The sequence below is a fragment of the Sphingobacterium sp. IITKGP-BTPF85 genome (assembly GCF_001006065.1).
GTDB classification, from domain to species: domain Bacteria; phylum Bacteroidota; class Bacteroidia; order Sphingobacteriales; family Sphingobacteriaceae; genus Sphingobacterium; species Sphingobacterium anhuiense.
Genome location: NZ_ASZT02000203.1, coordinates 1 through 6,959, shown reverse-complemented (window position 1 = coordinate 6,959; position 6,959 = coordinate 1). Strand labels below are relative to the sequence as shown.

5 protein-coding genes and 2 pseudogenes are annotated in these 6,959 nt (G+C 34.2%); 5 read left to right on the top strand and 2 right to left on the bottom strand.

What is annotated here, in order from left to right:
* Window positions 1-35: 35 nt before the first annotated feature.
* Together L950_RS23445 and L950_RS23440 are read right to left on the bottom strand one after the other, a co-directional pair.
* Window positions 36-1,327: pseudogene (locus tag L950_RS23445) on the bottom strand (stage 0 sporulation family protein).
* Between the two features lie 99 nt (window positions 1,328-1,426).
* The gene (locus tag L950_RS23440) at window positions 1,427-2,569 is read right to left on the bottom strand and encodes an ATP-binding protein (RefSeq protein ID WP_021188233.1); all 1,143 of its coding nucleotides are present in this window, start codon (window positions 2,567-2,569) and stop codon (window positions 1,427-1,429) included.
* Between the two features lie 224 nt (window positions 2,570-2,793).
* Between L950_RS23440 and dnaN the strand changes: the two genes are divergently transcribed.
* The 5 genes and pseudogenes from dnaN to L950_RS23415 all read left to right on the top strand — a co-directional run bounded on the left by dnaN (window position 2,794) and on the right by L950_RS23415 (window position 6,931).
* The gene (dnaN, locus tag L950_RS23435; RefSeq protein ID WP_021188232.1) at window positions 2,794-3,918 is read left to right on the top strand and encodes a DNA polymerase III subunit beta; all 1,125 of its coding nucleotides are present in this window, start codon (window positions 2,794-2,796) and stop codon (window positions 3,916-3,918) included.
* A 10-nt stretch (window positions 3,919-3,928) separates the two neighbouring features.
* Window positions 3,929-4,588 (top strand): DedA family protein, encoded by a 660-nt coding sequence (locus L950_RS23430; RefSeq protein ID WP_021188231.1) that lies wholly within the window; start codon window positions 3,929-3,931, stop codon window positions 4,586-4,588.
* Window positions 4,589-4,710: 122 nt separating this feature from the next.
* The gene (locus tag L950_RS23425) at window positions 4,711-5,358 is read left to right on the top strand and encodes a DedA family protein (RefSeq protein ID WP_021188230.1); all 648 of its coding nucleotides are present in this window, start codon (window positions 4,711-4,713) and stop codon (window positions 5,356-5,358) included.
* Window positions 5,359-5,422: 64 nt separating this feature from the next.
* Window positions 5,423-5,992, top strand: coding sequence for a CAP domain-containing protein (locus L950_RS23420; RefSeq protein ID WP_021188229.1), 570 nt, complete (start codon window positions 5,423-5,425; stop codon window positions 5,990-5,992).
* A gap of 58 nt (window positions 5,993-6,050) precedes the next feature.
* A pseudogene (locus L950_RS23415) lies at window positions 6,051-6,931 on the top strand (YicC/YloC family endoribonuclease).
* Window positions 6,932-6,959 lie beyond the last annotated feature (28 nt).

Here is a 6,959-nt window from a genome sequence, read left to right as displayed (position 1 = left end):
GAATAGCTATTCTCGCCAATTAATGCAATAACTTATTATTCAGCTGAAGGATCAGTGTTATTGCCTTTATTTCTATTATTTCGATTCTTATTGAAACGTCTTTTTGGCTTACTTCCTGTACCTTCTTTACTTTGGGCAGAAGCAATAGTTTTGTCTACATTTAAAACCTTTGTATTTTTATCCTGCTTTTGTTGCGGTTTCTCTAGTTTTACCGGTTGCGTTTTTACATTAGGTTCCGCAACAGTTTTTGCACGATTATTAGGTTTGGATCTACCTTTATTATTTCTTTTTCTTTTGTTTTTTTCGTCCAGACGGGTTAAGCTATCTTGACCGACTACGTTCTCGTAATCATAATTAACAATTTTTTCCTCTTTGATCTCAGTATCAACAGTTGTGATCAACTCTTCAACTTTAATGCCCTGTTTATTCTTCTCGATTAGTTCTTTGACCTGATCCACAGGAAGTGCAATCCAACTCTCAGCTCCAGGATAAGAGAACCACATCATTTTCTTGAAAATGTCGGTTTTTTGCAAATATGCATTTCCTTTCAAAGTTTCAATACGGTCTACATTATTAGGAATATCCTTTAAAGCATCCATATAACTATCCAATTCGTAATTTAAGCAACACTTCAATTTACCGCATTGACCCGCTAATTTTAGCGTATTAAGCGATAGATTTTGATATCTAGCTGCAGAAGTTGAAACAGTTTTAAAATCTGTTAACCATGTCGAACAACATAATTCGCGACCACAAGAACCTATACCACCTAAGCGGCTTGCTTCTTGTCTCATACCAATCTGTCGCATTTCTATTCGAATACGGAATGACTCCGCCATTCTTTTAATTAACTCACGGAAATCCACACGACCTTCTGCTGTATAGTAGAAAGTTGCCTTTGTTTTATCACCTTGATAATCTACATCAGAAATTTTCATCGAAAGTCCCAATTCTAAAGCTAAATTACGCGCTTTATGCATCGTCTCCCATTCCAGATCTTTTGCCATATTGAATTTTTCAACATCGGCCTCAGTAGGTTTACGGTAGATTTTTTGGTAACACTCTCTAAACTCACATTGTTTTTCTTTAACTGTAAGCGAACGAGTTCGCCAGTTAGAGAAACGTGTCCTATATCATATCCGCCTGTAGTAGGTTCTACAGCAACCATTTCACCTATTTCTAAATATAGATTGTCTGAATTGACAAAGAAATCCTTTCGGGATCCCTTAAATCGAACTTCTACAATGTCAAAAGGTTTATAGTTGGATGGCATATCCATATCAGATAGCCAGTCATATACATCTAATTTATTACATCCGCTAGTCATGCAAGAGCCATTATTTTGGCAACCTGCTGGAGTACCGCCCACTGTCGTCGTACTTCCACAACCTCCGCCGGATGAGCAACTGCCACATCCCATAGTTTTCTATATATATTGAGTTCCTTTCGGAAACGTTTTGTATTTAAACATTAATACTAATTGCAAAGATAAATCTAAAAATAATATTTTAGGATTTGCATTTCTTTCCACACTATAGTGTGTTGTTTCAAACAAATTAATTGTTTCTTCAATTTGTTCGATGGTATAATGAGTAGCAAACTTGTTAACAAAATCAAGTTCATGCGCGGATAGAAATACTAAGTTTGAAAGATCGAGTTTAATTAAAATAATCTGACGCATGATATTAATAGCATACATCAAAAACGTTTTTTGATTTTCACGACCTAATTTAGCCAATTCCTCCTCGCAAATGCTGATGATATTTAGACCAGAATCCTGAACAATAAGCCGTAACCATTTAACCAATAAATTGAAATGGTTGTTCGTCTGCGTATCGATCATATTTATAGCTTCCTGTACGTTACCGTCAGCTATAAAAGCAATATCTCTTGCTTCAGATTCATCGAGGTTTTTATTTTCTATTAAATACGATGTAATCGCTTGATGACTCAATTTATTAATTTTAACGAGCTGTGTTCTCGAAATAATCGTGTTTAATATTTTATTCTGATTTTCAGCCACCAAAAGGAACAATGTTTTTTCTGGTGGTTCCTCAATCAATTTTAATAAGGCGTTACCTTCTTTTTCTAAATATTCAGGTAGCCACATAATCAAAACTTTAAATTCAGCCTCAAAAGACTTTAAACTTAATTTTTTGATTATTTCATGCGCTTCAGCAATATTGATGTTAACCTGCTTATTGTCGGCATCAAGTTGTTGTCGCCAATTTTCTAAACTTAGGTACGGATTATTCAAAAATGCTTTTCGCCAATTCTCAATAAATGTCGCAGCATTATCCTCCTTATGCTTCGCAATAAAAGGATAAGAAAAATGCAGATCCGGATGTATAAGTTTATTATATTTCCTACAGGATGAGCATATACCGCAACTATCAAACTCGGCTTTATTTTCGCAATTAATAAATTGTGCGTAAGCTAAAGCTAAAGCTAGTGAGCCAGAACCTTCTGGTCCAAGAAATAATTGCGCATGACTCACACGGTTTTCACGAACTGTGCTGATCAGATGAGCTTTAACTAAATCATGTCCAATAATATCCCTAAATTGCATATACTACTCCTAGTCTATACAAATGTAATAAATAATAGACAGCATTTATTTATATTCAAAATATAAATGGGATATATGATGTCAATTTTATTGAAATTCAATTATTTACTAACCTGTAGCAGGATAAAGTTTATACAGTTAATTTTCCGCTATTTGGATATACACCTTCTAAAAATGTAGATTCTTTTGCGTAATATTGCAGATATAATTCATAATTTTAGGAAATGAGATTTATAGTATCCACATCGATTTTATTAAAACAACTTCAAGCTATTAATGGCGCTTCAAGTAGTAGTACAGTTCTACCCATTTTAGAGAACTTTCTTTTTGAAATAAAAGACAATACGTTAACAATATCTGCGACAGATTTGCAGACAAGCATGGTTACGTCATTGCAAATTGAGGCTAAAGAAGAAGGAAAAGTAGCGATGCCTTCTAAAATTTTAATAGAGACCTTAAAAACATTACCAGATCAACCAGTTGCTTTTTTTGTTGATAATAATACGCTAGCGATCGAGATCAGTGCCGGTGACGGTAAATATAAGTTGAGTGGTGAGAATCCTGAGGATTTCCCTAAAATTCCAGTAATTGACAATGCGCATACTGTTCATATGCCTGCTCCAATATTAGCAGAGGCAATTAGTAAAACAATATTTGCTGTTAGTAATGATGAGTTAAGACCGGCAATGTCAGGTGTGTTAGTTCAATTGGGAGATAAGGCTGTAACGTTTGTATCTACAGATGCACATAAACTGGTACGCTACAGACGTTCTGATATTGGCGTAGAAAAGCCTGCTTCATTAATTCTTCCAAAAAAAGCATTGTCTTTATTAAAATCATCTTTGCCATCAGAAGATATCAATGTTTCGATTGAATATAATTCGACAAATGCATTTTTTAGTTTTGGTAACATCAATTTAATTTGTCGTTTGATTGATGAGCGTTACCCAGATTACGAAGCTGTAATTCCGCAGGTGAATCCAAATAAGTTAACTGTTGACCGTTTACTATTTTTAAATACGTTACGTCGTGTTGTTATTTTTGCGAATAAAACAACGCATCAGGTACGTTTGAAAATCTCAGGTAGTGAATTGAATATTTCTGCTGAAGATCTTGATTTTTCTAATGAAGCTCATGAGCGCTTAGGATGTCAGTTTGAAGGGGAAGATATGGAAATTGGTTTCAACGCTAAATTTTTAGTGGAGATGTTAAACAATCTAGCTAGCGAAGAAGTAGTCATTGAAATGAGTACAGCCAATCGTGCAGGTTTGCTAATTCCAGCAGTAGCAGAAGAAAATGAAGATATTTTAATGCTGGTTATGCCAGTTATGTTAAATAACATCGGTTAATCGCACTGTTTTGGAGGTTATAGCGCATATCATTGATTTTGTTCTGCATATTGATAAACATTTACTTGAGATCGTAAATGATTATAAAACGTGGACATATCTCATCTTATTTCTGATCATTTTTGTTGAAACAGGAGTTGTTGTGATGCCATTTTTACCAGGCGATTCTTTACTATTTGCAGCAGGAATGCTAGCAGCACAGCCAAATGAACTTAATGTCTGGTTGATGATTGCTATCTTATTAGTAGCCGCGGTATCGGGAGATTCTCTTAATTATGCCATCGGGAAGCGATTTGGAATGCAGATGACCAAATTTAAACTATTTGGTAAGCAGGTAATCAAAGACGAGCAGATTCAAAAGACACATACTTTTTATGAAAAGTATGGTAGTAAAACAATTGTAATTGCACGCTTTGTGCCTATTGTCAGAACACTGGCTCCATTTGTAGGAGGAATTGGAAGAATGCATTATGGCACTTTTATAACTTATAATGTTATTGGAGCAATTCTTTGGGTCGTAGGGATTACATTAGCAGGATATTTTTTAGGTAATATACCGATCATCAGAGATAATTTTTCAAAAGTAGTGCTGTTGATTATCTTATTATCAGTATTGCCGATTGTCTTTGAAGTCTTAAAAGAAAAATTTAAAAGTAAGAAGGAAGCCTAAAAGCTTCCTTTTTTATTACAGGCAATTTTTTAGTATCGTATCATAAAATAAGGTATTTGTAACCCAATAAGGTTCGATGATCAAAACAGTAAGTATTTGATTTTATTAAACATGCATTTTAAATGGATATTATCACAAATCTCATTGATTTTATTTTACATATTGATAAACATCTTATTCAAATTGTTCATGATTATCAAGGATGGACTTATTTGATTATATTCTTAATTGTGTTTGCTGAAACAGGTCTTGTTATAACACCATTTTTACCAGGAGATTCGGTATTATTTGCATTAGGAGCTATTATTGCTCTTCCAGAAAGTGATCTTTCTTTGTCTTTATTTTGGTTGGTGTTAGTGACAGCGGCAGTTTTAGGAGACTTTGTTAATTATGAAATTGGAAAATATTTGGGACATCGATTTTTCAGGTCAAAGTCTAAAATATTTAAACCCGAATATTTAATCAACACCCAGTCTTTTTATACTAAACATGGTAATAGAGCTATTATCTATGCCCGCTTTGTTCCAATAGTACGCACATTTGCACCCTTTTTTGCAGGAGTTAGCCATATGACTTATGTTAAATTTGGTACCTATAATATTTTTGGAGGGCTATTATGGGTCACTTTATTTTTATTAGGAGGATATTTTTTTGGACAAATCCCAATGGTTAGGAATAATTTCTCTTTGGTCGTCTTCCTGGTTATCATCATTAGTGCTGTACCTGTGCTGGTACAGTTTTTTAATCATAAAAAATCTTCTACGGTCTAAACCTAAGATCCTTTTTTGAGTCTATTTTGTGAAAGAATTTCACACGAAGCATCTATTTATTTACATGAAGTACCTATTAATTTTCAGTTTAAGTCTACTATTTTCATTATCATCAGCACAAGTAAGAGTCGAAAAAAAGCAGGCAAAAGAAGCCTATCATCTTCTTAATGAAATCCGTAAAAATCCTGAACGGTATAAAAAGAAGCTCGGTCTATTCAATTTGAATAAAGTGACACGAAAGTCACTGAATTGGAATAAGAGGCTCGCTGAGGTTGCCGAATCGCGGGCCAAGGATATGGCAAAGCGAAATTATTTTGACCATGTCAATCCAGATGGTATAGGTCCTAATTATTATATGCAGCAAGCAGGTTATGATTTGAATGCCAAATGGCTAAAAAATAAGCGGGCAAATAATTTTGAGTCTATTGCCTGGAATTGGCCAAGTGCCACAGACGCAATAAAAGGTTTAATTATTGGTAAAGAAGCGCCCGGTTATCATCATCGAAAACATCTATTAGGGATGGACGAATGGAATGCCTCTTTATATGATATCGGTATTGGTTTTGTTACTACAGGAAAGAAAGGACATCAAAAAAGTTATTTATGTGTCATTATTGCCAAGCATGATTGGTAAATTAATCAATTTATAGTCTTGATATTATGCATTATTGGAATGTTTCTTACCTTTGCATATGATAAAATCAATGACAGGATACGGCACAGCTGTAAAAGACAATGGAAAAGTTAAGTACAGCGTCGAGATTAAATCCTTGAATTCTAAATTTCTTGAATTAAATCTGCGTTTACCAAAAGCAGTTTCGGACAAGGAATTGACTTTACGTACAGAGTGCAGTAAACTTATTGAAAGAGGTAAGGTGAACCTTTCTGTAAACGTTGAATATTCTGATCAAACGGCAAAAGCATCGACAATTAATGCAGATTTGCTAAAAAAATACTATACTCAATTACAACAAATTGCTTTTGAACTGGGAGATAAACAAGTTTCTCTTTTCGAATTGGCTCTTAATATGCCCGAAGTAATTGCTAATAATGATAATGAAGTTGATGAAGAAGAATCACGATTATTATTAGAAGCATTTTACGCGGCAGTAGAGCAATTTAATATTTTCAGAGCAGATGAAGGAGCAGTTCTTTCACAGGACCTGACAGATCGTGTTGAATTGATCTTAACTTATTTAACAGAAGTCGAAGCTGTTGAAATGGACCGTATTCCTTTAATACGCGAACGTATAGGCCATTACCTGGAGGAAACTGTAGGTAAGGAAAACGTTGATAAAAACCGTTTCGAACAAGAATTGATCTATTATATCGACAAATTAGATATAACAGAAGAGAAAGTTCGTCTACGCTCTCACTGTACCTATTTTCAAAAAGCTTTGAAAGCATCTGATTCTAATGGTAAGAAATTAGGATTTATTTCTCAAGAAATGGGTAGAGAGATCAATACGCTAGGATCAAAAGCCAACCACGCTGGTATTCAGCAGATCGTGGTAAAAATGAAAGAAGCAATTTAGAAAAAATTAAACGGGAGCAATTGCTCAACGTATTATAGGAATGGCAGGTAAGTTAATTATATTCTC